Source organism: Buttiauxella selenatireducens, from assembly GCF_031432975.1.
Classification (GTDB): Bacteria; Pseudomonadota; Gammaproteobacteria; order Enterobacterales; family Enterobacteriaceae; genus Buttiauxella; species Buttiauxella selenatireducens.
In genome coordinates this window covers 4,649,505-4,674,780 of record NZ_CP133838.1, presented here as the reverse complement: position 1 = coordinate 4,674,780, position 25,276 = coordinate 4,649,505, and the positions used below count along the sequence as shown (strand labels likewise).

The following is a 25,276-nucleotide window of genomic DNA, read 5'->3' as shown; positions in this document are numbered from 1 at the left end:
AACGGAGGAACCGCAATGTCAAAAGATCCTTTTCAGGAACGAGAAGCCGAAAAATACGAAAACCCGATCCCAAGCCGGGAGTTTATTCTCGCCCATCTCTCCAAACGTGAAAAACCAGCCAATCGTGACGAACTGGCTGAAGAACTCAATATTACCGGTGAAGAGCAACTAGAAGCGTTGCGCCGCCGTCTGCGTGCCATGGAACGCGATGGTCAGTTGGTCTTTACCCGTCGCCAGTGTTACGCCCTGCCAGAACGTCTTGATTTGCTAAAAGGCAAAGTTATCGGCCATCGCGATGGTTTCGGCTTCCTGCGTGTAGAAGGTCGTAAAGACGATCTCTATCTTTCATCCGAACAGATGAAAATGTGTATGCACGGCGACATTGTGCTGGCGCAACCACTGGGGGCCGATCGTAAAGGTCGCCGCGAAGCGCGTATTGTACGTGTGCTGGAGCCAAGAACAGGGCAAATCGTTGGCCGCTACTTTACCGATGCAGGCATTGGTTTCGTGGTGCCAGACGATAGCCGTTTGAGCTTCGACATTCTGATCCCACCAGAAGAACTGATGGGCGCACGAATGGGCTTTGTGGTGGTGGTTGAACTTACCCAACGTCCAACTCGCCGCACTAAAGCCGTGGGCAAAATCGTTGAAGTGCTGGGCGATAACATGGGTACCGGCATGGCCGTTGATATGGCGCTGCGCACCCATGAAATCCCTTATGTCTGGCCGCCAGAAGTTGAAGCGCAAGTTGCGTCGTTGAAAGAACAAGTGCCAGAGGAAGCTAAGGTCGGTCGTGTCGATCTGCGCGATCTGCCGCTCGTCACCATTGATGGTGAAGATGCGCGTGACTTCGATGATGCCGTGTTCTGTGAGAAAAAACGTGGCGGTGGCTGGCGTTTGTGGGTGGCCATTGCTGACGTAAGTTATTATGTCCGTCCGCCAACCGCGCTGGACAAAGAAGCGCGCAACCGTGGCACGTCAGTCTACTTCCCGTCGCAGGTCATCCCGATGCTACCGGAAGTGCTGTCTAACGGTTTGTGCTCACTGAACCCACAGGTTGACCGTCTGTGCATGGTCTGCGAAATGACCATCTCTTCGACGGGCCGCCTGACGGGTTCGAAATTCTACGAAGCGGTAATGAGCTCTCATGCGCGTCTGACCTACACCAAAGTGTGGCATATGTTGCAGGGCGACCAGGAATTGCGTGAGCAGTACGCGCCGTTGGTCAAACACATCGAAGAGCTGCATAACCTGTATAAAGTGCTGGATGTTTCCCGTGCCGAGCGCGGTGGCATCTCGTTTGAAAGCGAAGAAGCGAAGTTTATCTTCAATGCTGAGCGTCGTATTGAGCGCGTCGAACAAACCGTTCGTAACGATGCGCACAAGCTTATCGAAGAGTGCATGATCCTTGCGAACATTGCGGCGGCGCGTTTTGTTGAAAAACATAACGAACCGTCACTGTTCCGCGATCACGATCGCCCAAGTACTGATGCGATCACCTCGTTCCGTACTGTGTTGGCAGAGCTGGGACTGGAACTGCCTGGCGGGCAGAAACCAGAGCCACGCGATTATGCCGAATTGCTGAATTCGATTGCCGATCGTCCGGATCATGAAATGCTGCAAACGATGTTGCTGCGCTCCATGAAACAGGCGGTTTATGACCCAGAAAACCGTGGTCACTTCGGCCTGGCTTTGCAATCCTATGCGCACTTTACTTCGCCGATTCGTCGTTATCCGGACTTGCTGCTGCACCGTGCGATTAAATATCTGCTGGCAAAAGAGCAGGGGCACAAAGGCAATAGCACCGAGTCTGGTGGCTGGCACTATGACATGGAAGAGATGCTGCAACTTGGTCAGCACTGTTCTATGGCAGAACGCCGTGCCGATGAAGCCACTCGTGATGTTTCGGACTGGCTGAAGTGTGACTTTATGCAGGATCAAGTCGGCCAGACCTTTACCGGGATCATCGCAAGCGTTACCGGTTTCGGCTTCTTTGTACGTCTGACGGACCTGTTCATCGATGGTCTGGTACATGTTTCGTCTCTGGATAACGACTACTACCGTTTCGACCAAATTGGGCAACGCCTGATTGGCGAGTCTGGTGGTCAGACATATCGTCTGGGTGATCGCGTAGAAGTGCGTGTTGAAGCCGTCCACATGGATGAACGCAAGATTGATTTTGCTTTGATCTCCAGTACTCGTGCGCCACGTGGTGCCGGTAAAACGGAAAAAGACAAAGCTAAAAAAGGTGCTAACGGCAACGGGCCAAAACGTCGTCAGGGTGGTAAACGCGTAAACTTCGAGCCAGACAGTGCTTTCCGTAAAGAGAAAGGACCTGCAAAACCGAAGAAAGCGAAAGCCGACAAGAACGAGAAGAAGGAGAAGAAAGCAAAAACTCCGTCTGATAAAACCCGTAAAATAGCCGCAGCGACTAAAGCTAAGCGTGCAGCGAAAAAGCAACCAAGCTAACACCACCCTCACCCTGGCCCTCTCCCTGATGGAGAGGGAACCGGACCGGTTTTCTCCCTTTACTGAGGGATGGGGAACAGGATCGGTTTTCTCCCTCTGCTGAGGGATGGGGAACCGGATCGATTTTCTCCCTCTCCTGCGGGAGAGGGCTGGGGTGAGGGCAACCATATCAGCATCAAACACAGTCGCATCAGCGGCTAAAACGAGTGACATCAATGAGTGAAATGATTTACGGCATCCACGCCGTCCAGGCGCTACTTGATAACGCCCCCCAGCGTTTTCGGGAAGTCTTTATTCTTAAAGGCCGCGAAGACAAACGTCTGATGCCTTTAATTCATGCGCTGGAAGCTCAGGGTGTGCCAGTGCAAATGGCAAACCGCCAATGGCTGGATGAAAAATCTGAAGGCGCGGTGCACCAGGGCATTATTGCTCGTGTGAAACCGGGTCGTCAGTATCAGGAAAATGATATTCCGGACCTGCTTGCCAGTATCGATACCCCGTTCCTGCTCATTCTGGATGGCGTTACCGATCCCCACAACCTCGGTGCCTGCCTGCGTAGCGCAGATGCCGCTGGCGTGCATGCGGTTATCGTTCCGAAAGATAGATCTGCCCAGTTGAACGCGACTGCCAAGAAAGTGGCCTGCGGTGCCGCAGAGCACGTTCCGCTTATCAGTGTGACCAACCTCGCTCGGACTATGCGTTTATTGCAGGAATCGAACGTCTGGATCGTCGGTACAGCGGGCGAAGCTGACCACACTTTATTCCAGAGCAAAATGACTGGCCCAATGGCACTGGTGATGGGCGCTGAAGGTGAAGGCATGCGTCGCCTGACGCGTGAGCATTGTGATGAGCTGATCAGCATCCCAATGGCCGGGACGGTTTCTTCATTGAACGTCTCTGTTGCGACGGGTATTTGCCTGTTCGAAGCTGTGCGTCAACGCAGTTAATTCCCAGTGGGGTGCGCTCGCACCCCGCTTTGTGATCCTCCTCCATGCATAACTGCTGTCACCGTCCATACTAATGGCATTGCCATAAATGGAGGGAACACGATGCGCTGGCAAACTCATACCGTTTTTAACCAACCGATACCCCTCAATAACAGTAATCTTTTTCTTTCTGATATTTCGTTAACTGAAGCTGTTGCCCGTGAAGGTGCAGGTTGGGATGCTGAGCTTCTGGCGAGTATTGGCCAGCAACTTGGCTCGGCTGAATCACTGGAGCTTGGGCGGTTGGCAAACACCAATCCTCCCGAATTACTGCGTTACGACTCCAGCGGCGAACGACTCGATGACGTACGTTTTTATCCGGCCTGGCATCTGCTGATGCAGGGATTGTGTGCCAATCGAGTACACAATTTGCCGTGGCAGGAAGATGCTCGCCAGGGTTCATTCGTTGCCCGTGCCGCGCGTTTTGTTCAGCACGCACAAGTGGAAGCGGGCACGTTATGTCCGATAACCATGACTTTTGGTGCGATCCCGTTGTTGCAAAAGCATCTTCCTAAGGAGTTTCAGTCGTGGCTGAAACCGTTACTTAGCGATCGGTATGATGCGCATCTCTCTGCTGGCTCCCAAAAACGTGGCCTGCTGATCGGCATGGGCATGACCGAAAAACAGGGTGGCTCGGATGTACTCAGCAACACCACGCGAGCGGAAGCTATCGACAAACGTGGCGCTGGCGAAATGTATCGCCTGGTGGGTCATAAATGGTTTTTCTCCGTCCCTCAAAGCGACGCACATTTGGTACTTGCTCAGGCGAAAGGCGGACTATCCTGCTTTTTCCTGCCGCGCTTTTTGCCCGATGGGCAACACAATCAGGTTCGCTTTGAGCGCCTAAAAGATAAACTTGGTAATCGCTCAAATGCCAGCAGTGAAGCTGAATTTTTCGATGCAACAGCATGGCTTATCGGCGAAGAAGGCGAGGGGATTCGCTCGATTCTGCAAATGGGCGGTTATACGCGCTTTGATTGCGCGCTGGGCAGCCATGGCCTGATGCGCCGCGCACTATCGGTTGCGTTGTATCACGCTCATCAACGACAAGCATTCGGCAAAACGCTGATCGACTTGCCCATTATGCGCCAGGTGCTTGGACGTATGGCTTTACAGCTTGAAGGCCAAACGGCGTTTCTGTTCCGTCTGGCGCGCGCCTGGGAATCACCCGGTAACCCGCATGAATTGGCATATAGCCGCCTCTTTACCCCAGCCGCCAAGTTCAGCGTCTGTAAATCGGGTATCCCGTTTGTTGCGGAGGCGATGGAAGTTCTCGGGGGTATCGGTTATTGCGAAGACAGCGAACTGCCGCGTATCTATCGAGAAATGCCGGTGAACAGTATTTGGGAAGGCTCCGGCAATATCATGAGCCTGGATGTATTGCGTGTTCTGGCCAAACAACCGGGTTCGATGGAAATGTTGCACGCTGAATTTGATGAGGTGAAGGGGCAAAACCGGCATTTCGATCGTAGTTGGCGGCAATTACAACAGCGTTTGCATAAACCACAAGAGGAGTGGGGCAGGGAACTCACACGGCTGCTGGCACTACTGGCAACTGGTACGCAAGTATTACAACATCTCTCTCCACCGTTGGGCGAGGCATGGTGTCGTATGATGCTGGATTCGCGAGGGGAAAGTGTATTACCGAATCAAGTATTGACTGATGTGCTGTTGCGGGCGACGGGGCGTACAGGATAGAAATATAAAAGCCAGCGCCATACAGTTGAATTAAATGGTCGCTGGCTTAATTACGCATAAATAATGGCTTGTACACGCCAACCTTCGGCAAGCTGGTTTTCCTGCATTTTAACGATGCGATAGTACGACGCACCATGCTCATCAGCTTTTAAGGCAATGACTTTTTCCACATCTTGTACGGTACCGGCGATACCATTAACTGAAATCATGCCGATTTCGTTCAAGCCCGTCACACAATCTGCGGCAACATCCTCTGCCGATTGCGCCGACGTTGTGATTAGCCCCACGGACAGCAGTAATGACGTTAAGGCAAACGATCGTTTCATAGTGAGCTCCTTTAATACTTACCCTAAATCAGTAGGGCATTCCTTCGCGTTAGGTGAACTCCTGGCCTGTCCATGGGCTGAAGCTCATTGTGCATAACAAACGATCAGTTGGCGCAAAGCTATGTAAATCTTAATAAAGTAAACACAGCGCTACATTACTTGCGGAACAAAATTGCCTGGGCATACCATTGGCCTGGAATCACCGTCTCATCGTTTAACACGATTTGGTAGTAATCCGCTTTCGCAGCAGCAGCTTTCTCTTTTATCACCCGCTCTGAGTCCATTGGAGAGCCGCGTTCGAGTGCTGATACTGTCCCTATTTTGGTTAATCCCTGCGTTTGCGAACGCTGAATTTCCTGGGGAGTTCCGGTTACCGGTGGTGCGGGTTGTGGTGTACCCTGTAACACGCTACAAGCACTGAGTGCTGTCGCAAGTAGCAAAGCAGATAGCAGTCGCATGATCGTTTCTCGTCTATTAATAGCCATATTGTAGCCCCGGTTTTTTTCTGGGAAGAGGGAATGTTCCCATTCTGTTAGCTTCCCCGCGCTTTTTAATCACTTTCGAATGAAAATCGCTAAGCAGATCGCATAGTGAATAATAATCTCTGTAAGCCTTTGGCTTGCCATGTAGTGAATGCTGGCTTACAAAGGAATGCGCACAATGATACGGAGCGATTCCAATGATAGAAATGTACACTGAACAGTTAGGCGGTATCGAAGTTCTGCATGCGGTACCTGCCGGGAAAAAAGAGAACACGCTGCCGGTGGTTTTTTTCTATCATGGTTTTACTTCATCCAAACTGGTGTACAGCTACTTTGCTGTAGCACTCGCTCAGGCCGGCATGCGCGTGATTATGCCCGATGCCGAACAGCATGGTTCCCGCTTCGATGGTGATGACACGGCACGCCTTTATCAATTCTGGTCGATTCTCAAACAAAACATTGATGAGTTTTCTCTACTTCACCAGGCACTCTGCGAGCGTTACCCCGTCGATGAGCATCGTGTCGCCGTGGGCGGCGCTTCGATGGGAGGCATGACCGCTCTAGGTATTATGGCGCGTTACCCACAAGTGCGCTGTGTGGCATGTCTGATGGGCTCTGGATATTTCCTGTCGCTTGGGAAAACACTGTTCCCGCCTCGAATAGAAGAGATCGAATCGCTTAACGCACTCGCGGGCTATGACATTAGCCACCAACTGGAAAGTCTCGGTAACCGGCCACTTATGTTATGGCACGGCGAGGAAGATGATGTGGTTCCGGCAGCCGAAACATGGCGCTTACAACAGGCGATGATTGAGAAGGGGCTGGATAAACAGCTGATCTGTTTACGCGAGCCGGGCGTAAAGCATCGTATTACCCCCTCCGCACTCACGGCAACAAGCCGCTTCTTTAACACAAATTTATGACTAAACCAGAATGACTTGCACACCCTGTTCTTCAAGCTTCTTGATGACTTCAGGGTTTGCTTGTTTACCGGTAATGACCAAATCAATTTGTTCTGCCCGGCTAAATAGCATTCCAGCACGCTGACCAATCTTTGTGCTGTCGACCAGTACCGCCAGTTTACCCACCACACCCAACATTTTCTGTTCTGCCATGGCAGTCAGCATATCTGTTTTATAAAGGCCTTCTGCTGTCAGCCCTTTTCCGCTGGTAAACATCCAGTGTCCCGCGTAGAGCGAGGTTTCATTGTCCTGCGGGCCAAGCGTGATGGAGTGACTTTTATTGTATTGACCGCCCATGATCACAACACTTTCATGCTCTTGATCGATAAGATAATTTGCCAGTGGCAGGTAGTTAGTGATGATTTGTACCGGCTTCCCACAAATTTGCTGCCCAAGCAGAAAAGCCGTTGATCCACAGTTAATAACGACGCTTTCTCCTGGTTTTACCAGCGCTGAAGCCGCACTGGCAATACGGCTTTTCTCATCATGATTTTGAGCCAGATGAATGTTCATCGGCGTCCAGCGTGGGCGCTGTTGGCTGATAGCTTCGGCACCGTTACGGACTTTCTTCAGCCTGCCACTTTCATCCAATTTATTGATGTCGCGCCGTGCGGTTGCTGGCGAAATGGCGAGACGTTCCATCACTTGCTCGACAGTAACAAACCCTGTTTGCTGTAGCAGTTCGAGCAGTATCTGGTGGCGTTGTGCTTCAGTCATGCGTGTTTCCGATGGATGATGATTTTTAAAGATGATATTTGAAATAGGATGAAATACCTATGAGTAAACTGAAAAAGCCGGGCATTACCCGGCTTAACATTAGAGGAAAGATTTAAACGGTAAATCCGGTTCGATCGTAAAGCAGTCCTCAAACCCGCGTGGATAGTGGTATTCAAACTGATCTTTATCTAATGGCCAGATAAATTTGCCACCCACTTGCCAGATAAATGGCTTAAAGCCATATTTCAGACGATTTTTCTTCATCTCCCACAGCACGCGGATCTCTTGTGGATCGGCCTGGAAGTTTGACCAAATATCATGATGGAATGGGATCACCACTTTGGTGTTCAAAGATTCAGCCATGCGTAGGATGTCTGAACTGGTCATTTTGTCTGTAATGCCGCGCGGGTTTTCACCATAGGAACCCAGTGCAACGTCAATCTGATGGTCGTTACCATGTTTGGCGTAGTAATTGGAATAATGGGAATCACCGCTGTGATACAGCGAACCGCCCGGCGTTTTAAACAGATAGTTCACCGCCCGTTCGTCCATACCATCCGGCAGCACGCCAGCCGCTTTTTCTTCCGCAGGGAGGGTGATCAGAGCGGTGCGATCGAATGCGTCAAGTGCATGAATTTCAATATCTTTCACTTTTACGATATCACCTGGTTTCACCACGATGCAGCGTTCACGTGGCACACCCCAGCCAACCCAGATATCAACGCAAGTTTGCGGTCCGATAAATGGCACATCAGAGGCACAGTTCTGCATCACTGCCGCTGCAACGTTCACGTCGATATGATCGTTGTGATCATGAGTGGCAAGTACCGCATCAATACTGCGAATAGCAAAAGGATCGAGTACAAACGGCGTGGTTCGGAGATTCGGCTGTAACTTCTTCACGCCAGCCATGCGTTGCATCTGATGGCCCGTTTTCATCAGCGGGTTACCGTGGCTTTGTTTACCTGTACCGCACCAGAAATCGACACAGATATTTGCCTCTCCCTGTGATTTCAGCCAAATACCGGTACAACCCAACCACCACATAGCAAAGGTACCTGGTGCGACCACTTCCTGCTCAATCTCTTCATTTAGCCAACTACCCCATTCCGGGAAAGTGTTCAGTATCCAGGATTCACGAGTAATGGTTGCCACTTTGCTCATTCAATCTCTCCTCATTTAATACAGTTTTAATCAAAAATAATCATTTATTGACTTGATATGATTAATACTGGCATTAAAAATCATCATTGAGAAGTCATTTTTATGTGCTTCATGTCAGGTTTTTAGGTGTTTCTCAGCTGGAACTGGTTTGATTAGCTGTTGTTTTAATTGTGTAACTAATTGATTTGTTGGTTTTTTATTGATTTTCTTTTTGATGATTATTAGCCGCATTCTAACCATGGATAATAATTTGCGGCGCATCTCACAAATAATCAAATTCAATCTTGTTGTGATTATATTTGACGAATAGAGTGAGTGCGAACACAACATCCGCCTGTTTTCTGACCGGGAACAGGGAGCGACTACCCAACGGAGAGCTTTATGGAGACCCTCTACAGCGCCTTTACTATTTTCTTTAATCAGGTAATGACCAATGCCCCTTTGCTACTGGGGATTGTCACTTGCCTGGGCTACGTGCTGTTGCGTAAAAGTGCGAATGTAATCATCAAAGGAACGATCAAAACAATTATCGGTTTTATGTTACTGCAGGCGGGCTCCGGGATTTTGACCGGCACCTTTAAACCCGTGGTGGCAAAAATGTCAGAGGTCTACGGGATCAACGGCGCAATTTCGGATACCTACGCATCAATGATGGCAACCATCGAAAGAATGGGTGATGCCTATAGTTGGGTGGGATATGCCGTTTTACTGGCTCTGGCGCTCAATATTGGCTATGTGCTGCTGCGGCGAGTAACAGGGATTCGCACCATCATGCTTACTGGGCACATCATGTTCCAGCAAGCCGGGTTGATTGCGGTGTTCTTCTTTATCCTCGGCTACTCAATGTGGACGACGATCATATGTACTGCCATTCTGGTATCGCTGTATTGGGGAATCACCTCCAATATGATGTTCAAACCCACGCAAGCTATTACTGAAAATAGCGGATTCTCCATTGGTCATCAGCAACAATTCGCGTCGTGGATTGCCTACAAAATTGCCCCTTATCTCGGTAAAAAAGAGGAAAGTGTTGAGGACCTCAACCTGCCTGGCTGGCTGAACATTTTCCATGACAACATCGTTTCTACCGCGATTGTGATGACACTATTCTTCGGGGTCATTCTTTGCTCATTCGGGATTGATGTCGTGCAAGCGATGGCCGGTAAAACTCACTGGACCATCTACATCCTGCAAACCGGTTTCCAGTTCGCCGTTGCGATTTTCATCATCGTACAAGGTGTCCGCATGTTCGTTGCGGAACTGTCAGAAGCTTTCAACGGTATTTCACAACGGCTCATCCCCGGCGCAGTGCTCGCCATCGACTGCGCAGCGATATACAGCTTTGCGCCGAATGCCGTGGTGTGGGGCTTTATCTGGGGAACGATAGGTCAGCTTATTGCCGTGGGTATTCTGATTGTTCTTGGCTCCTCCATCATGATCATCCCAGGCTTTATTCCTATGTTTTTCTCTAACGCCACGATTGGCGTGTTTGCAAACCACTTTGGCGGCTGGCGCGCGGCACTAAAAATCTGTCTGGTGATGGGTATGATTGAAATCTTCGGCTGCGTTTGGGCTATCAAACTTACCGGGCTTAGCGCATGGATGGGAATGGCTGACTGGTCAATTTTGGCTCCACCATTGATGCAAGGGCTTACGTTTGGCCTGTGGTTTATGGGTGTCGTTATCGTTATTGCACTGATTTACATGTTCTTTGCCGGACGTACTTTGCGTCAGGAAGAAGATGCTGAAAAACAACTGACAGAATCATCAGCTAAATAAGGAATTGAGATTATGACCGTACGCATTCTCGCTGTTTGTGGCTGTGGGCAAGGCAGTTCCATGATTATGAAAATGAAAGTGGATCAGTTCCTGACGCAAGAAGGAGTGGACCATAGCGTCAATAGTTGTGCAGTTGGCGAGTACAAAAGTGAACTGAGTGGTGCTGACATTATTATCGCTTCAACTCATGTTTCTGGCGAAATCAACGTGTCGGGTAACAAGCATGTCGTCGGTGTTCGCAACATGCTTTCTGCCGCCGATTTTGGCCCAAAGTTAATGGACGTGATTCGCGCTCATTTCCCACAGGATATTAAGTGAGGGAAGCCAATGAAACTGCGTGACTCACTAGCACAAAACCATTCTGTACGCTTGCAGGCTGAAGCGAAAACCTGGCAGGAAGCCGTAAGAATTGGCGTTGATTTGCTGGTGGATGCGGGCGTCGTTGAACCGCGTTATTACCAGGCGATTCTCGACGGAGTCGCACAATTTGGCCCTTACTTCGTGATTGCGCCAGGGCTTGCAATGCCACATGGCCGTCCGGAAGAAGGCGTGAAAAGTACGGGTTTCGCACTGGTGACATTGAAAACACCGCTGGTGTTCAACCACGAAGATAACGACCCGGTGGATATTCTTATCACCATGGCCGCCGTTGATGCCACCACCCATCAGGAGGTGGGCATCATGCAGATCGTCAATCTGTTTGAAGACGAAGACAATTTTGACCGTTTACGTGCCTGCCTTAGTGAGCAGGAAGTTTTGGACTTAATCGACCGCGCTACGGCCGCGGCAGTATAAGGAGCTTGGTATGTCTCAATCTTTACCGATGTTACAGGTCGCACTGGATAACCAGACAATGTCAGATGCTTATAAAACGACGCGCCTGATTGCCGAAGAAGTCGACATTATTGAAGTGGGTACGATTCTTTGCGTGGGCGAAGGTGTGCGAGCGGTACGCGATCTCAAAGCCCTTTATCCGCATAAGATCGTGCTGGCTGATGCCAAAATTGCCGATGCCGGGAAAATCCTCTCGCGTATGTGTTTTGAAGCTAATGCAGATTGGGTCACCGTAATTTGTTGTGCCGATATCAACACCACCAAAGGCGCGTTGGAAGTTGCTCGCGAATTTGAAGGTGATGTGCAAATTGAGCTGACCGGTTTCTGGACATGGGAACAGGCGCAAGAATGGCGCGCGGCAGGCATTGAACAGGTGGTTTATCACCGAAGCCGTGATGCGCAGGCGGCGGGTGTCGCCTGGAGTGAAGCGGATATCACCGCTATTAAACGCCTTTCTGATATGGGCTTCAAAGTCACTGTAACGGGCGGCCTGGCACTCGAAGATTTGCCGTTGTTTAAAGGCATCCCTATTCATGTGTTTATTGTCGGGCGCAGTATTCGTGATGCGGCAGATCCTGTAGAGGCTGCTCGACAGTTTAAACGTTCCATCGCCCAATTGTGGGGATAAGGAACCATTATGTTGCACAAACAGGTCCCGCTAGGCATCTATGAAAAAGCACTCCCCGCTGGGGATTGCTGGCAGGTAAAACTGGCGCTCGCCTCTCGCCTGGCGTTCGATTTTGTCGAGATGTCGATTGATGAAACAGATGAACGCCTGGCGCGTCTTGACTGGAGCAGTGAACAGAGGCTGGCGTTGGTCCAGGCTGTTGCGGACACAGGCGTTCGCGTTCCTTCAATGTGTCTGAGTGCGCACCGTCGTTTTCCATTGGGTAGCGAAGATGATTCTGTGCGAAATCACGGGCTGGAAATTATGCGTAAAGCCATTGAGTTTGCGCAGGATGTGGGTATCCGCGTGATTCAACTGGCGGGATATGACGTCTATTATCAACAAGCCAATGACGAAACGCGTCGTCGTTTTCGCGAAGGTTTAACTGCCGCTGTGGAAATGGCGAGCCGTGCACAAGTAACGCTGGCGATGGAGATCATGGATTATCCACTGATGAACTCCATCAGTAAGGCGATGGGCTATGCACATTATCTCAATAACCCGTGGTTCCAGCTCTACCCGGATATTGGCAATTTATCCGCTTGGGATAATGACGTGCAGATGGAGCTGGAAGCAGGGCGTGGGCATATCGTTGCCGTACATGTAAAAGATACTCGTCCAGGAGTATTTAAGAATGTGCCATTTGGAAGCGGTGTGGTGGAGTTTGAACGCTGTTTTGAAACACTAAAACGCAGTGGTTACCGTGGACCGTATTTAATTGAAATGTGGAGCGAATCCGCGGCTGACCCGATTGCTGAAGTGACTGCGGCTCGTGACTGGGTACTAGCTCGTATGGCAAGCGCAGGGCTGCTGGAGGTTGATCATGCAGCAGCTTAAGCAGCAGGTGTTTGAAGCCAATATGGCGCTTCCGCGCCATGGTCTGGTCACTTTCACATGGGGTAACGTCAGCGCTATTGACCGTGAGCGGCAGTGTATTGTCATCAAGCCAAGCGGTGTGGCTTATGAGCAAATGTCTGCCGATGACATGGTGGTAGTCGATATGAATGGTGCCGCCATTGAAGGGAAATATCGGCCTTCTTCAGATACGGCAACCCATTTGGCTCTTTACAAACAATATCCTGAACTTGGTGGTGTTGTGCACACCCATTCAACCCACGCAACCGCATGGGCGCAAGCTGGGTTGAGCATCCCCGCATTGGGTACGACTCACGCAGACTACTTTTTTGGCGATATACCCTGCACCCGAGCGCTAACGGAGCAAGAAGTGCAGGGCGAATATGAGCTAAATACCGGCAAAGTGATTATCGAAACGTTAGGCGAAGGTAACCCGCTGCATACGCCAGGAATTGTGGTCTATCAGCACGGCCCCTTTGCCTGGGGTAAAGATGTCGATGACGCGGTGCATAACGCGGTGGTTATGGAAGAAGTCGCGCGTATGGCGTGGATAGCACGCGCAATAAACCCTGCGCTCAAGCCTATAGATAGTTATCTGATGAATAAGCATTTTCAGCGTAAACATGGCGCTCATGCTTACTATGGTCAACGCTAAAACGTGTATAAAAAAGCCCCCGACTAACGGGGGCAAGTCAAACGTTGGCTTTCTATGTCGTTGTGGTATTCCTGGTGTTAACGCGTTACTTCATTACCTCATTGCATTTGGTTACCGATAGATGTCCGCACTAACGCGCATATTGCCGTTACTGCCCGGTTCTCTCATCAGTATTGTGTGGTAGTACTTTGCTCCGTGTTGATCCGCGTCGTCATTAATCGCGACTTCGGCCTCTTGTTCGGTAGCAAAATTATGATTGATATAAATCACACCTAAGCTCATTACATCATCCATATTTTTGGCCTGATGGTTGTCAATTTTGATCGCGGCTGTTGCATTTGAGCTAAGCAAGAGTGCCGCTACAAAGGCATAAGCGATAGTTTTCATAATCCGCTCCACGACAACTTAATGTGTCAGCTTTGGTCGTCGCTCCTGTTAATGAATAGTGGCGGCCTATGACAATAAGTGTAACCCCTCAATGTTGAATAAAAAGCGACCATTTCTGATGGTGTTGGTCAAAAATTTTAAGTGATCCACGTCAAAGTTAAAGATTTCACCGAGTTAGTACGCTGTTCGAATTTTATCCTTCATGCAAAAGAATTAATTTCTCTGTGGCCTTGAGTTTATTGGGCTGCGCTTGTATGATTACGCGTCAATTTTTCAGCCGCCTTTATAAACACGTTCCTTGCTTCCATGGGCCGCGGCTGACCCTGACAGGAGGCTGAATAATCCGTAAGGAGCAATTCGATGCGTCATTACGAAATCGTTTTTATGGTCCATCCTGACCAGAGCGAACAGGTTCCGGGTATGATCGAACGTTACACTGGTGCAATCACTGCAGCAGAAGGTACGATCCACCGTCTGGAAGACTGGGGCCGCCGTCAACTGGCTTACCCGATCAACAAACTGCACAAAGCACACTACGTTCTGCTGAACGTTGAAGCTCCGCAGGAAGTGATCGATGAGCTGGAAACTAACTTCCGCTTCAACGACGCCGTTATCCGTAGCATGGTTATGCGCGTTAAAAACGCGGTAACTGAAGCATCTCCAATGGTTAAAGCTAAAGACGAACGTCGTGATCGTCGCGATGATTTCGCTAGCGAAACTGCTGATGATGCAGATGCTGGGGATTCTGAAGAGTAATTTCCAATGACGGCCAACCGCCTGGTGTTGTCTGGCACAGTGTGCAAGACGCCCCTTCGCAAGGTCAGCCCGTCAGGAATTCCTCATTGCCAGTTCGTGCTTGAGCACCGTTCTGTGCAAGAGGAAGCCGGTTTAGGTCGGCAGGCGTGGTGCCGTATGCCAGTTATTATTAGCGGGCACGCACACTCAGCCATTACTCAAAGTATAACGGTCGGCACGGTACTCACGGTTCACGGTTTCATTAGTTGCCATCAGGCAAAAAATGGTCTGAACAAAGTGGTATTGCATGCCGAGCAGATTGAATTGATAGATACTGGAGACTAGCCATATGGCACGTTATTTCCGTCGTCGCAAGTTCTGCCGTTTCACAGCGGAAGGCGTTCAAGAGATCGATTATAAAGATATCGCAACGCTGAAAAACTACATCACCGAAAGCGGTAAGATTGTCCCAAGCCGTATCACCGGTACCCGTGCAAAATATCAGCGTCAGCTGGCTCGCGCTATCAAACGCGCTCGCTACCTGTCCCTGCTGCCGTACACTGATCGTCATCAGTAATCGGTCACGGTCCATTAATACGACTTTGAGAGGATAAGGTAATGCAAGTTATTCTGCTTGATAAAGTAGCAAACCTGGGTAGCCTGGGTGATCAGGTTAACGTTAAAGCGGGTTATGCTCGTAACTTCCTGGTACCACAGGGCAAAGCTGTTCCTGCTACCAAGAAAAACGTTGAATTCTTCGAAGCACGCCGTGCAGAACTGGAAGCTAAATTAGCTGACGTTCTGGCTGCTGCTGAAGCTCGCGCTGCGAAGATCAACGCACTCGAAACTGTTACTATCGCGTCTAAAGCTGGCGACGAAGGTAAACTGTTCGGTTCCATCGGTACTCGCGACATCGCTGACGCTGTAACTGCAGCTGGCGTTGAAGTGGCTAAGAGCGAAGTTCGTTTACCGAACGGCGTTCTGCGTACCGCTGGTGAGCACGAAGTGGACTTCCAGGTTCACAGCGAAGTATTCGCTAAACTGATTGTAAACGTAGTTGCTGAAGCGTAATTTTCGCTAAGGTACACGTTAAAACGCCGGCCTCGTGCCGGCGTTTTGCATTCTTAAGTCGCCTGGCTGCAACTCGAATGACTTAGAGCAAAAAAATCAGCGAGCCCGCGTGAAACTGCCATCCGGTTGGCGTGTAAACAGTACCTGCTGATCGTTTCCGATATCTATAGTGAGCCCCGTCACCACGCCATTCGCATTTTGGCGAATCTGCACCATTTGCCCGGTTTGCAACGTACTCAGCGGCTTATTGCTACCTTCGACCTGTGCCATTGAATAAACATCAGCTGGCGGTAAATTATGATCGCGGAAGAGCTGCGCCATGGTTTGCCCGGACTCAACACGGTATGAACGCCATTGTTGGTCAATATCGTTATTGGCATGAGGAACCGGAGCTTGCGTATCAGCCTGCGGCTGTTCTTCAACGCGTGAAGGTTCGACAGGCGTGGCAGGCGCCGTATTAACCGGTGGATTTACCAGTTCGGCATGTATAGGGGATTGTGATTCAATAGATAGCTGTGCATCACGCGTGACTGGACGGAGTGGCTCATCAGGCGTTGGCCACAGGAAACCAACCACGACGACCAGTGCCGCAATAATAATGCCACGGCGATGCGGAACTGGCAGGGGGTCCATCAGGCGGATGTGATCGGGTGCGTGCCAAATCCGCGCAAGCCAAGGTTTAACAGCGAATCGCATCAGCAACACTCCTCATATTCACACAATATGCTCTGTAATTTACCCTTTCCATTATAGAACGCTAACTATTTGATGCATTGAACAATCCCGGTTTATGTGACGTTCTACCCGTCAGCTGTCTCGAACACGCAACCGCCATTTAGCGCTCATTCAAACCATTGTTCCTGTTTCACCTGCATTTGTCACCTTTGCCGTTTTTGCATTTTACCCGATAGATTGACGCTGCTATGCTGCGGGCTTGCTTTTAAACACATGAAAGGAAAACCCATGACGACCCCTTCTTTTGACAGCGTCGAAGCGCAAGCAAGTTACGGTATTGGTTTACAGGTAGGTCAACAACTCAGTGAATCTGGTCTGCAAGGTCTGCTGCCAGAAGCACTGGTCGCTGGTTTGCGTGATGCGCTGGAAGGGAATGCTCCGGCAGTTCCAGTTGACGTGGTTCATCGCGCACTGCGTGAAGTCCACGAGCGCGCTGATGCCGTTCGCCAGGAACGCCAGAAAGAAATGGCTGTTGAAGGTCAGAAATATCTGCAAGAAAACAGCAGCAAAGAAGGCGTGAGCAGCACCGAATCTGGTCTGCAATTCCGCGTTCTGACTCAGGGCACTGGCCCAATCCCGGCACGTAAAGATCACGTTCGCGTGCATTACACCGGTAAATTGATTGATGGCACCGTGTTCGACAGCTCCGTACAACGTGGGGAACCTGCTGAATTCCCGGTCAGCGGCGTTATTGCGGGTTGGATTGAAGCACTGACTCTGATGCCAGTTGGCTCAAAGTGGGAACTGACTATTCCTCATAACCTGGCTTATGGTGAGCGTGGCGCAGGCGCGTCCATTCCTCCATACAGCACCCTGGTTTTTGAAGTTGAACTGCTGGAAATTCTGTAAGCGTTCAAATGACCCCGCTGCGGCGGGGTTTTTATTTGTCTGTTAACAAAATTAGCGTGATTTAATCTGGCTTGCGCCTTAATCTTGGGTGTTTTTGTGAAGTATTTCTCGTTATGAAAGCGATTTCACACTCATTTCAAACAATAAATTAACAATAATCTTCGCTATTAGTATTCATCCCCTAAATATTTACCTACTATCTTTGCGTTCCCCGGAACAACATCACTTCTCTACAATTTTTATAAAGGCCAGAAGAGCCTGAACACAACACAGACAGGTACAGGAAAAATACAAATGGTAGATCAGATAAAAGTAGCTGACGTAGCTGAAGCTCCGGCTGAACAGTCGCTACGGCGCAATTTAACTAACCGTCACATCCAGCTTATTGCCATTGGTGGCGCAATCGGAACCGGCCTGTTCATGGGGTCGGGTAAGACGATTAGCCTCGCAGGACCTTCAATCATCTTCGTTTACATGATCATTGGCTTCATGCTGTTCTTCGTGATGCGAGCGATGGGCGAGCTGCTGTTATCGAATCTCGAATACAAGTCATTTAGTGATTTTGCGGCGGATTTACTTGGCCCATGGGCGGGATATTTTACCGGCTGGACGTACTGGTTTTGCTGGGTAGTCACCGGTATGGCCGACGTGGTGGCGATAACCTCCTACGCGCAATTTTGGTTCCCCGGCCTTTCGGATTGGGTGGCATCGCTTGCCGTCATCGTGGTGCTGTTAAGCCTGAACCTTGCCACCGTGAAGATGTTCGGTGAAATGGAATTCTGGTTTGCGATGATCAAAATCGTCGCCATCGTCGGTTTGATTGTTATCGGCCTGGTGATGATTTTAACGAACTTCCATTCGCCGTCTGGCGTTGAAGCTTCCCTCAACAATCTGTGGAACGATGGCGGCTGGTTCCCGAAAGGCCTTAGCGGGTTCTTCGCGGGCTTCCAGATAGCAGTGTTTGCGTTTGTGGGTGTTGAGCTGGTGGGAACCACTGCCGCCGAAACGAAAGACCCGGAAAAATCGCTGCCACGCGCCATCAACTCGATTCCGATTCGTATCATCATGTTCTACGTTTTCGCGCTGGTCGTGATTATGTCGGTGACGCCGTGGCGTTCAGTGGTGGCGGATAAGAGCCCGTTCGTTGAATTGTTCGTGCTGGTGGGCCTGCCTGCTGCCGCGAGTATCATCAACTTTGTGGTGCTGACTTCCGCAGCTTCTTCAGCTAACAGTGGCGTGTTCTCGACCAGCCGTATGTTGTTCGGCCTGGCACAAGATGGCGCTGCGCCAAAAGCGTTCGGCAAACTGTCTAAGAATGCGGTTCCGGCGAAGGGTTTAACCTTCTCCTGTATCTGCCTGCTGGGCGGCGTGGTGATGCTTTATGTTAATCCGGACGTGATTACCGCCTTCACTATGATCACTACCGTGTCGGCGATTCTGTTCATGTTCGTCTGGACGATTATTCTGTGTTCGTACCTGGTGTACCGCAAACAGCGTCCAGAATTGCATCAGAAATCCATCTACAAAATGCCGCTCGGCAAGTTCATGTGTTGGGTGTGTATGGCGTTCTTCGTGTTTGTGATTGTGCTGCTGACGCTGGAACAAGATACCCGCCAGGCGCTGATCGTGACGCCATTGTGGTTTGTATTGTTGGGTGTGTGCTGGATGTTTATCGGCAAGAAACGCATCGCGGCAATGCGTAAGTAACAGAAAACCCCCTCTCCCTCAGGGAGAGGGCCGGAGTGAGGGGGGGTTAGACAAATTCCCCCTCATCCCAACCTTCTCCCAGTGGAGTAGGAGATAACGACTATTCTCCAGCTAACGCGCGTGGAAACAGCACGTTATTCTCAAGACTGATGTGATTCATCAAATCATCAATCAGCTCATTAATCCCGTTATACATGGCTTTCCACGTGGTACAGGCTTCTGGCGGTGGAGTCACGTTATTGGTGGTGTGTTTGATAACGTCCAGCAATTCACCGGCTTCGTCATGCTCGCTTTCCATCACGCTAATCGGGCCATTCGCCTGAGTCCCCATCCCTTGCTTGATCATCGGGAACAGGATTTGTTCTTCTTTCATCATATGGCTGCTCAGTTCCTGATGCAGCATGGTGAGATATTTCGCCAGGCCTTTCGGCACATTCGGTTTATCTGCGTGTACGCGCTCAACTTTTGTTGCCTGAAGAATCAGTTCTGGTAATTGTTCGCGGTGGCGGTCGTGATAACGCACGATGATGTGGTCGATGATTTCGGCCAACGGTGCGGCACGCCACTCTTTCTCGATAGGCTCTTCAGCAAGGGCAGCGAGTTCAGCTTCAATCGCCTCCAGATCCAACTCTTTACGGGTCGCTGCACGCTCAAGCGTTTGCTTCCCGCCGCAGCAGAAATCGAGATCCAATTTACGGAACAGCGCAGAAGCGCGTGGGATGGTTAAAGCCAGTTCACCTAAAGGTTGGTCGCGGAATGCCATGAGAAGATACCTCGTTGTCGAAAATATAAGATGCATATTAAATGCATCTTTAAGTCGGCGCTATGACTATTTCGAGGTAAGGCGTTATTTATCCGTTGTTATAACCACCTCAGCGAGCGTGTTTTTCTGTGGCTTTGTCATCACGGCCATCACTACACCCGCTACCAAACAAACGATGCCCAGCAACGTGAGTAACGGTGGCCAGCTTTGGCGCAACATAAAGGTGTAAGCCAGTCCCGCCAGCGTTTCGAAGACGATTAGCGGGCCAACGATAACCGTCGGCAAACGTTGGCTGGCAATATTCCAGCAAAGCGCACCCAGCCAGGAACAAAATAGTGCGATGGCTAACATAAGGGTTAAAAAGACCTCCGGACGCGGCCCGAAGGGGAGGGTAAAGTCGCTTTGTGTGCGTGACATCCACAGGCAAACCGCGATGTATCCGAGGAGTGAGAACGGCAAAATAGAAAGCCCTTGCGCCGTCGCCCACATCAGTGGATTTTTATCCGGATTTTCACGTAACCAACGCGCATTTCGCAGCGCATACCACGCCCAGCAAATCACGGAAATAAATGCCAGCCCGATACCACTAACATAACGCCACCAGCTAAATTCGAGCTCCCCGCTACGCAATTCAGCGGTATTCACCATCACCAGCCCCAGCGCGATAATCACCAGCGCGGGTGCCAGGCGGTGCCATGGGAGTTTGCCATCGCGTTTGCTGTAAAGCAGGTTGGCAAACACAGGAATGACAACAGGCAGTGTGCCGATAATCATGGTGGATATCGGGGCTCCGGTGCGCTGAATCGCACTGGCCAGGCACACGTAATAAATGAGATTACCGACGGTGGAGAGTTTAAGCGCCGTGAACCAATCCTCGCGGCACAACTGGCGCAGGCGTTGGCGTCCAAACCAGGCCAAAGGCAGAGCAATGAATCCCAACGCCAGGTAGCGTCCGGTTGATTGCATTGCGGCGGGGTAGTCAGGAACAATCAGTGGGCCGACGAAAATCAGCCCCCACATCAACCCCGCAAGCAGGGCGTACAGCACACCAGTTAACATTTTATTGTTTTTCCACTTAGCTCTTTGCGTAGAGTGTAGGTGTGATGAGACTAAAAATATTGTACCAGCTTGCGGTGTATCTAACGGGCGACCTGTTTTTGGTAACGCACAGGTGTGATGCCATAACGCTGGGAAAAGGCGCGTGTCAGATGTGCCTGGTCAGTTAATCCGCTGGCAGCAGCCACTTGTGCGGCAGGCATACCGCTCGTCAGAAACTGTTTTGCACGCCACAGGCGAATCGCCATCAACATCTGATGCGGCGTAACGTGGAAATGCGCTTTAAACATGCGTTGAAAGTGGTATGGACTCAGCGAAACGACAGCGGCAAGTTCGTCGAGTGTCACCGGATGCATATAGTTATCGTGAAGATAGTCCCGAATTTGCTCAAAACGATGTGGCGAACCTGGCGAGCCAGAAGGGAGATGCCGTGCGTACGGTTGAAACGTTTCGATGAGATTGAGTAACAGGCCTTGCTGCGCCAGCGAATCACTCTCGCGCCATAGCCCATTAATCAGGTGTGAAATGTGCCCCGCGCGCAGCGGATCGTGATTGACCACTTCGCTAAACGACCAGTTGCGTGAACCCGTCACGGCCTCAAGAATTTCCGGCTCGAGGTAAATCATGCGGTACTGCCAGCCGTCTTCGGTTGCCGCTTCTCCTGTGTGGAGTTCGTCGGGATTCATTAATACTAAAGAGTCGGTGGCGGCGACGTGCTGGACGCCACGATAGCGAAAACGCTCAGCACCCCATGTCACGGTCCCAATACCAAACGCTTCGTGGGTGTGAGGCTCAAAAGCGTAACGCGAAATATGAGCATGATACAGCTCAACGCCGGGCAACTGCGGCAAATGCCGAAATTGGGCGCTGTCTTTCTTATCGTGGAACTGCTCAGGAACACCTTGCACGTTTCACTCTCCGCTCGGACATCCCAGTAGTATAGGGATGTCCTGGTTTAACGGAAAGTTAACAATTACAGTGCAGCGCGAATGCTTTCTTCAAGCGTGGTGGTTGGACGACCGATCAGTGCGCTGAGCTGGCGGCTGTCATCAAACAGGCCACCTTTAGACGCCCCGACATCGGAGTTTGCCAACAGCGCCGCTAACCCTTCTGGCAAGCCTGCACCCAGCAATGCTGCTTTAAAATCAGCTTCTGGCAGGTTCTGATACACCACAGTTTTGCCACTTTGTTTAGTCAGTTCAGCGGTGAGTTCGGACAGCGTCCAGCCATGGTCGCCCGCCAGCTCGTAAACTTTCCCGCCCTGATTTTCCAACGTGATCACTTTGGCTGCGGCCGCTGCGTAATCCGCGCGGGTTGCCGATGCAATTTTCCCATTCCCTGCGCTACCAATAAACGCGCCGTGTTGCAGAGCTGGCGGTACACTGGCGAGATAGTTTTCGGTGTACCAACCGTTGCGCAGCAGCACAAATGGAATGCCCGACTCGTTGAGCATTTTCTCTGTCGCAATATGTTCATCTGCCAGGCCCAATGGGGATGAATCCGCATGCAGCAGGCTGGTGTAAGCAATCAGTTTCACGCCCGCTTCTTTCGCGGCTTCGATGACGTTGCGATGCTGAACTGCACGTTGGCCGACTTCACTCGAAGAGATCAGCAGCAGTTTTTCAACGCCCGCCAGAGCCTGCACCAGCGCGGCTTTATCTTCATAACTGGCAGCACGAACCTGAACGCCACGTTCAGCAAACGGCTTTATTTTTGCTGGGTTACGCACAATAGCAACCAGTTGGTCTGCCGCTACGGTTTTCAATAATTCTTCAACAACGAGTTGGCCCAGTTGGCCGGAAGCACCGGTAATTGCAATCATGGTAAATCTCCTGTGGGGGTTCTGGTTAAGTTGTGCCACACTATCACTGACACTAACTTTTAGTAAGTACGCACAAAAAGGTAAGTATGAAATGAGTGAAATTGAAAACCGTGCGCCGTCGTTAACTGAGCAAATGCGTAACGGCAATTTGTTCGCTGAACAATGCCCATCGCGCGATGTGCTTAAGCACGTCACCAGTCGCTGGGGCGTATTGATTCTGGTGGCGTTGCAGGGCGGGACGCATCGCTTTAGCGACCTGCGCCGCAAAATGGGCGGGGTGAGTGAAAAAATGCTCGCGCAAACGCTGCAATGGCTGGAGGCGGATGGTTTTGTGAATCGAAAATCGTACCCGGTTGTGCCGCCGCATGTGGAATACAGCCTGACGCCGATGGGTTATGAGGTGAGCGAAAAAGTGGCTGAGCTTGCGGACTGGATTGAAGGAAATTTGCCGAAAGTGATGGCGTCCCGAAGCGAACGGGACGCCTGATAGCCTTCATCTTTCAAGTGGCCGCCTTCCTGCCACTCGAAATCTATTGGCAATTAAATTATTTACTTAAATCCAACTGATAAATCGCAAAGCCGATTTCATCGGTAGCGACGTTCTTCATCGGATACTGGCCTTTATCTTTGATAAACGCAGCGGCTTTTTCACCTGGTGAAGTTTCAAAGCGAATATCTAATGGCTGCTCGCTATGAATCGGAGCCAGGCGCCAGTTGTTATCGGCAGCAGGGTGGATCTCTTTGCTCGCAGTGATCCAGTTTGCCAGCACGGAGCGGTTCTCATCCGGGGAGGCGAACGCGATATGGCTATCGCCCGTACCGGCAAATTTACCGCCGTAGGCACGATAGTTATTGGTCGCTACCAGGAAGGTCGCATTCGGGTCGATTGGTTTACCTTTAAACGTCAGCCCTTTGATACGTTCTGCTTTCGGGTTCACCATCTGGCATTCGCCGTCGTAGCGAGCCGGTTGCGACACATCAATCTGGTAATCCACGCCGTCGATGACATCGAAGTTATAGGTACGGAAACCGTCCCAGTTAATCAGCGACTGCGGCTTAGTGCTGTTCACATCAATCTGATTAAACTGCCCGGCAGAACACTCCAGCCACTCTTTGACCTCTTTGCCACTGGCTTTCACCACCACCAGAGTGTTTGGATAAAGGTACAAATCAGCTGCGTTGCGGAAGGTTAACTGGCCTTTTTCCACTTCGACAAAACTGGCTGGATCGTTCTTACGTCCACCGACTTTGAATGGCGCTGCGGCAGAGAGAACTGGCAGATTTGCCAGATCCGGGTCGCCCTGAATGTATTTTTCAACGTAAGCAGTTTGGGCGTTATTCACCACCTGTACGGTTGGGTCGTCCTGCACCAGCGCCAGATAGCTGTACATGTTGTCGGATGATTTTCCGATTGGTTTGCTGACGAACTCACGTGTAGCGTCGTGATCGTGCTTCAACACTGTCACCAGTTTTGCATCTTCAGGCACCAGGGCTTTCTTCGCCACGCTATCGTAAATCGGGCGTGCTTCCGCTTTGCTGCTCGTGACTTTCCACGCGCCGCTGTCGTTATTGAGCACCAAATCAACCACGCCGAGATGGTCGCCCCACATACCAGGCATCACCGCAGGAATACCGTTCAGTGTGCCTTTCTCAAGATCGACACCTTTAATATTGGCAAAATCTTTACCAGGGAAAACGGCGTGTGCGTGGCCAAACAGAATGGCATCAACGCCCGGAACTTCGCTGAGGTAATAAACCGAGTTTTCCGCCATGGCGTGATACGGGTCGCTGGAAAGGCCTGAGTGGGCGACAACTACCACTAAATCAGCACCTTGCTTACGCATCTCTGGCACATATTGGCGAGCTGTTTCGGTAATATCTTTAACCGTGACCTTGCCTTCCAGGTTGGTTTTATCCCACGTCATAATTTGTGGTGGAACAAAACCGATATAGCCGATGCGCAGCGTCTGTTCTTTGCCGTCTTTATCTTTCACGGCAGTTTCTTTAATCACGTAAGGCGTGAACAGCGGCTTATTGGTTTTGGCGTCAATAACGTTGGCATTCACATACGGGAATTTTGCGCCTGACAGCGCCATATGCAGGTAATCAAGGCCATAGTTAAACTCGTGATTGCCTAAGTTACCCACCGCGTAATCCAGCGTATTCAGCGCCTTATAAACCGGGTGGATATCGCCTTTTTTCAGGCCCTTTGCCGCCATGTAATCGCCAAGTGGGCTGCCCTGAATCAGGTCTCCGTTATCAACCAGGACGCTGTTTACTGTCTCACTCCGGGCGGCATTAATGAGACTCGCGGTACGCACCAGCCCGAATTTCTCTGTTGGTGTGTCTTTGTAGTAATCGAAATCCATCATATTGCTGTGGAGATCGGTCGTTTCCAGGATACGCAGGTCAACTGTTGCCGCATGAACGCTGGTAGTAACCAGCATGGCAACAACCGTTGCACTAAACTTAATCATGATAAAGGTCCTTTTCTCGAGCCAGGTCATAAAAGACTATGTATATAAACGTTGTTGCTTACAAAAATGTGAAGTGTACC

Annotated in this window: 28 protein-coding genes; 17 read left to right on the top strand and 11 right to left on the bottom strand. The window is 50.5% G+C overall.

Going from position 1 to position 25,276, the window contains the following annotated elements; translation table 11 throughout:
* Window positions 1–15 precede the first annotated feature (15 nt).
* The 3 genes from rnr (at window position 16) to RHD99_RS21405 (ending at window position 5,153) form a co-directional block, all read left to right on the top strand.
* Window positions 16–2,469, top strand: a complete 2,454-nt coding sequence (gene rnr, locus RHD99_RS21415) for a ribonuclease R (RefSeq protein WP_309876480.1) — start codon at window positions 16–18, stop codon at window positions 2,467–2,469.
* 215 nt (window positions 2,470–2,684) lie between these two features.
* A complete protein-coding gene (gene rlmB, locus RHD99_RS21410) occupies window positions 2,685–3,416 on the top strand; it encodes a 23S rRNA (guanosine(2251)-2'-O)-methyltransferase RlmB (protein ID WP_034492799.1) in 732 nt (243 codons plus the stop codon).
* Between the two features lie 102 nt (window positions 3,417–3,518).
* Entirely contained in the window at window positions 3,519–5,153 is a 1,635-nt protein-coding gene (locus RHD99_RS21405; RefSeq protein WP_309876474.1) for an isovaleryl-CoA dehydrogenase, read from the top strand.
* A 50-nt stretch (window positions 5,154–5,203) separates the two neighbouring features.
* Here the strand turns inward: RHD99_RS21405 and RHD99_RS21400 are convergent, their stop codons facing one another.
* Window positions 5,204–5,479, bottom strand: a complete 276-nt coding sequence (locus RHD99_RS21400; RefSeq protein ID WP_309876473.1) for a YdgH/BhsA/McbA family protein — start codon at window positions 5,477–5,479, stop codon at window positions 5,204–5,206.
* 155 nt (window positions 5,480–5,634) lie between these two features.
* Entirely contained in the window at window positions 5,635–5,964 is a 330-nt protein-coding gene (gene bsmA, locus RHD99_RS21395) for a biofilm peroxide resistance protein BsmA (protein WP_309876471.1), read from the bottom strand.
* A gap of 194 nt (window positions 5,965–6,158) precedes the next feature.
* Between bsmA and yjfP the strand changes: the two genes are divergently transcribed.
* Complete coding sequence (gene yjfP / locus RHD99_RS21390; protein WP_309876470.1) at window positions 6,159–6,884, top strand: esterase; 726 nt, start codon at window positions 6,159–6,161, stop codon at window positions 6,882–6,884.
* Here yjfP and ulaR read toward each other — a convergent pair whose 3' ends face one another.
* Both ulaR and ulaG read right to left on the bottom strand, forming a co-directional pair.
* Complete coding sequence (ulaR, locus tag RHD99_RS21385; protein WP_183272549.1) at window positions 6,885–7,640, bottom strand: HTH-type transcriptional regulator UlaR; 756 nt, start codon at window positions 7,638–7,640, stop codon at window positions 6,885–6,887.
* Between the two features lie 99 nt (window positions 7,641–7,739).
* Complete coding sequence (gene ulaG, locus RHD99_RS21380; protein WP_309876468.1) at window positions 7,740–8,804, bottom strand: L-ascorbate 6-phosphate lactonase; 1,065 nt, start codon at window positions 8,802–8,804, stop codon at window positions 7,740–7,742.
* Window positions 8,805–9,185: 381 nt separating this feature from the next.
* Here ulaG and ulaA point away from each other — a divergent pair, with 381 nt between their 5' ends.
* From ulaA to RHD99_RS21350, 6 genes are read left to right on the top strand one after another with little or no spacing between them, the layout of a single operon-like run.
* A complete protein-coding gene (gene ulaA / locus RHD99_RS21375) occupies window positions 9,186–10,583 on the top strand; it encodes a PTS ascorbate transporter subunit IIC (protein ID WP_183272551.1) in 1,398 nt (465 codons plus the stop codon).
* Between the two features lie 12 nt (window positions 10,584–10,595).
* Window positions 10,596–10,901, top strand: coding sequence for a PTS ascorbate transporter subunit IIB (gene ulaB / locus RHD99_RS21370; RefSeq protein WP_183272552.1), 306 nt, complete (start codon window positions 10,596–10,598; stop codon window positions 10,899–10,901).
* A 9-nt stretch (window positions 10,902–10,910) separates the two neighbouring features.
* Complete coding sequence (gene ulaC, locus RHD99_RS21365; RefSeq protein ID WP_309876467.1) at window positions 10,911–11,378, top strand: PTS ascorbate transporter subunit IIA; 468 nt, start codon at window positions 10,911–10,913, stop codon at window positions 11,376–11,378.
* A 10-nt stretch (window positions 11,379–11,388) separates the two neighbouring features.
* The gene (locus RHD99_RS21360) at window positions 11,389–12,045 is read left to right on the top strand and encodes a 3-keto-L-gulonate-6-phosphate decarboxylase UlaD (RefSeq protein ID WP_309876464.1); all 657 of its coding nucleotides are present in this window, start codon (window positions 11,389–11,391) and stop codon (window positions 12,043–12,045) included.
* Window positions 12,046–12,054: 9 nt separating this feature from the next.
* Entirely contained in the window at window positions 12,055–12,921 is an 867-nt protein-coding gene (locus tag RHD99_RS21355) for an L-ribulose-5-phosphate 3-epimerase (protein ID WP_309876462.1), read from the top strand.
* The gene (locus RHD99_RS21350; protein ID WP_309876460.1) at window positions 12,908–13,594 is read left to right on the top strand and encodes an L-ribulose-5-phosphate 4-epimerase; all 687 of its coding nucleotides are present in this window, start codon (window positions 12,908–12,910) and stop codon (window positions 13,592–13,594) included. The genes RHD99_RS21355 and RHD99_RS21350 overlap by 14 nt, the downstream gene beginning before the upstream one ends.
* Window positions 13,595–13,705: 111 nt before the next feature.
* On the opposite strand, the gene yjfY is transcribed toward RHD99_RS21350, so the two are convergent.
* On the bottom strand, window positions 13,706–13,981 hold the full coding sequence (yjfY, locus tag RHD99_RS21345; RefSeq protein WP_183272557.1) for a DUF1471 family protein YjfY: 276 nt from the start codon (window positions 13,979–13,981) through the stop codon (window positions 13,706–13,708).
* Window positions 13,982–14,341: 360 nt separating this feature from the next.
* On the opposite strand from yjfY, the gene rpsF reads away from it, so the two are divergent.
* The 4 genes from rpsF to rplI are packed head-to-tail and all read left to right on the top strand — an operon-like array spanning window position 14,342 to window position 15,787.
* Window positions 14,342–14,737, top strand: a complete 396-nt coding sequence (gene rpsF / locus RHD99_RS21340; RefSeq protein WP_183272558.1) for a 30S ribosomal protein S6 — start codon at window positions 14,342–14,344, stop codon at window positions 14,735–14,737.
* Between the two features lie 6 nt (window positions 14,738–14,743).
* A complete protein-coding gene (gene priB / locus RHD99_RS21335; protein ID WP_183272559.1) occupies window positions 14,744–15,061 on the top strand; it encodes a primosomal replication protein N in 318 nt (105 codons plus the stop codon).
* Between the two features lie 4 nt (window positions 15,062–15,065).
* Window positions 15,066–15,293 carry a 30S ribosomal protein S18 gene (gene rpsR / locus RHD99_RS21330; protein WP_000135199.1) on the top strand — a complete coding sequence of 76 codons (228 nt, stop codon included), beginning with the start codon at window positions 15,066–15,068 and terminating at the stop codon, window positions 15,291–15,293.
* 41 nt (window positions 15,294–15,334) lie between these two features.
* The gene (gene rplI / locus RHD99_RS21325) at window positions 15,335–15,787 is read left to right on the top strand and encodes a 50S ribosomal protein L9 (RefSeq protein WP_064515713.1); all 453 of its coding nucleotides are present in this window, start codon (window positions 15,335–15,337) and stop codon (window positions 15,785–15,787) included.
* A gap of 96 nt (window positions 15,788–15,883) precedes the next feature.
* Here the strand turns inward: rplI and RHD99_RS21320 are convergent, their stop codons facing one another.
* A complete protein-coding gene (locus RHD99_RS21320) occupies window positions 15,884–16,489 on the bottom strand; it encodes an OapA family protein (protein WP_309876450.1) in 606 nt (201 codons plus the stop codon).
* A 261-nt stretch (window positions 16,490–16,750) separates the two neighbouring features.
* On the opposite strand from RHD99_RS21320, the gene bamJ reads away from it, so the two are divergent.
* Window positions 16,751–17,371: a BamJ family beta-barrel-assembly machinery protein gene (gene bamJ / locus RHD99_RS21315; protein WP_183272561.1), complete on the top strand. Its 621-nt coding sequence runs from the start codon at window positions 16,751–16,753 to the stop codon at window positions 17,369–17,371.
* A 294-nt stretch (window positions 17,372–17,665) separates the two neighbouring features.
* A complete protein-coding gene (cycA, locus tag RHD99_RS21310) occupies window positions 17,666–19,078 on the top strand; it encodes a D-serine/D-alanine/glycine transporter (protein ID WP_183272562.1) in 1,413 nt (470 codons plus the stop codon).
* Window positions 19,079–19,178: 100 nt separating this feature from the next.
* Here cycA and ytfE read toward each other — a convergent pair whose 3' ends face one another.
* From ytfE to RHD99_RS21290, 4 genes are all read right to left on the bottom strand, one after another.
* Window positions 19,179–19,841, bottom strand: coding sequence for an iron-sulfur cluster repair protein YtfE (gene ytfE / locus RHD99_RS21305; RefSeq protein WP_183272563.1), 663 nt, complete (start codon window positions 19,839–19,841; stop codon window positions 19,179–19,181).
* Window positions 19,842–19,925: 84 nt separating this feature from the next.
* Window positions 19,926–20,900, bottom strand: a complete 975-nt coding sequence (locus RHD99_RS21300) for a DMT family transporter (RefSeq protein ID WP_309876447.1) — start codon at window positions 20,898–20,900, stop codon at window positions 19,926–19,928.
* Window positions 20,901–20,980: 80 nt separating this feature from the next.
* The gene (locus RHD99_RS21295; RefSeq protein WP_309876446.1) at window positions 20,981–21,805 is read right to left on the bottom strand and encodes an AraC family transcriptional regulator; all 825 of its coding nucleotides are present in this window, start codon (window positions 21,803–21,805) and stop codon (window positions 20,981–20,983) included.
* Window positions 21,806–21,870: 65 nt separating this feature from the next.
* A complete protein-coding gene (locus RHD99_RS21290) occupies window positions 21,871–22,719 on the bottom strand; it encodes an SDR family oxidoreductase (RefSeq protein WP_309876444.1) in 849 nt (282 codons plus the stop codon).
* Between the two features lie 91 nt (window positions 22,720–22,810).
* On the opposite strand from RHD99_RS21290, the gene RHD99_RS21285 reads away from it, so the two are divergent.
* On the top strand, window positions 22,811–23,206 hold the full coding sequence (locus tag RHD99_RS21285) for a winged helix-turn-helix transcriptional regulator (RefSeq protein ID WP_374708448.1): 396 nt from the start codon (window positions 22,811–22,813) through the stop codon (window positions 23,204–23,206).
* Between the two features lie 58 nt (window positions 23,207–23,264).
* Here the strand turns inward: RHD99_RS21285 and RHD99_RS21280 are convergent, their stop codons facing one another.
* On the bottom strand, window positions 23,265–25,196 hold the full coding sequence (locus RHD99_RS21280) for a bifunctional 2',3'-cyclic-nucleotide 2'-phosphodiesterase/3'-nucleotidase (RefSeq protein WP_309876443.1): 1,932 nt from the start codon (window positions 25,194–25,196) through the stop codon (window positions 23,265–23,267).
* Between the last annotated feature and the right edge of the window lie 80 nt (window positions 25,197–25,276).